2 protein-coding genes are annotated in these 1,377 nt (G+C 39.7%); both read left to right on the top strand.

Annotated features, from left to right (window positions below; all coding sequences use genetic code 11):
• Positions 1-41: 41 nt before the first annotated feature.
• The gene (locus tag AB6D07_RS22905; protein ID WP_372111908.1) at positions 42-116 is read left to right on the top strand and encodes a hypothetical protein; all 75 of its coding nucleotides are present in this window, start codon (positions 42-44) and stop codon (positions 114-116) included.
• 845 nt (positions 117-961) lie between these two features.
• Positions 962-1,276 (top strand): type II toxin-antitoxin system RelE/ParE family toxin, encoded by a 315-nt coding sequence (locus AB6D07_RS22900; RefSeq protein WP_371715325.1) that lies wholly within the window; start codon positions 962-964, stop codon positions 1,274-1,276.
• The last annotated feature ends 101 nt before the right edge of the window (positions 1,277-1,377 follow it).

Here is a 1,377-nt window from a genome sequence, read left to right as displayed (position 1 = left end):
CCTCGAAAGAGAACAACGAACTCCGTCAGCAAGTCAGCAACTTGAGCAGGCAAGTCGAGAGCTTGAGCGCGCATCTCCTGCAGTTGGAAAAGCGTTACAACAAGAACAATCAATAGGTCTTGACCGTGAGATAGGTGATCGCGGAATGAGTTTGTAAGAAATGGCGCGTTGGTTGTGTTTTAAGGGTGAAATCAAACTTGCTTTTCATATCCTGTAAATCGCCCAGAAAGCGTCACAAACTTACAAGGCACTATGGAAGCATATTTCCTTGATCAAGTGTCTGAAATCTTAGCTAAGAGCGTTTGAGGGAGTCTGAGGGCTGTTTCTGATAGCAAACTCGCCCGTTTAACATAATAGGAATAATGAACACCGGATTTTAGGTGCCAGACGTCATATTTGGTGTGCTCAGCTTTTTTGGATTTTTTAAGGGATGGGAAAAAACATTCTGTAAATAGATTCTGAGTGGATCTAAGCGGCAAACAGCGCCCTTAGAACCTTGCAGGAAGACTTTACATCAGGAGAATGAAAATGAGCATACTTGAGCTATCTGAAATTGCATCTTGGATTATACCAATGACAGCATTCGTTAATGCTATAACTGGGCTGATTAAGATTTGTAAATCCTAGTATATGAAATCTACAAATGAGTAACCCTACGATCGTTGTATACGATTAAATGCTATAGGTTCGGCTTCCAATTGGGAGCCGTTCTTCGTTATGGAGTCGCGTAATTCCATATCAATAAATCAGAACACCTCATTATATACAAGTACTTATATAAATTAAGAGTGGTATTGTTGAACTTTCTCATTTATTATGCGGGGTGGTGCAGAAAAGCACTAAAAAAAACAGTCACCAATCGGTGAAAATAGCTAGGACTACTAGCAAAAAAAACAGGACTAAAAAATGAAAAAATTAATTAGGTATACAACCAACCAACTTCTATATGAGGATTATTACAATGCAAGAAAAGGAACTGATTTATAAAGGCGACACCGAGAAAAAACTAGAGAACTTCCCAGCGGAACAGCGTGAGAAGTTCGTGGCAGATTTGGTTCGTTTGCAGTATGGGTTGCAGCCCATGATGAAAACGAAGTCAATGCAAGGTTTAGGCAAAGGTGTGATTGAAATTTGCAAAAACGGTAAACCAGCCTACCGAGTGGTTTATGTTATCAAGGATGAGAAGGTGTATGTCCTTGAGGCTTTTGTTAAAACTTCAAATCAAACAGACAGTAAACACGAGAAAACGATTAAGCAGCGTTATCGTGATATATAAGTCTATTCAAAACAGCGGTTAAACCGCTGTTTTTTTTAGCTCCATTATAACTGGGCGCTCTCGGTTCATTGGGTTGAAGGTCATTTCTGAAAGGTAGCCTA

It is taken from the genome of Vibrio sp. 10N.239.312.C11 (assembly GCF_041466065.1).
GTDB classification, from domain to species: domain Bacteria; phylum Pseudomonadota; class Gammaproteobacteria; order Enterobacterales; family Vibrionaceae; genus Vibrio; species Vibrio tasmaniensis_A.
Note: the sequence above shows the minus strand (reverse complement) of the source record. Positions and strands in the feature narration are given on the sequence as shown.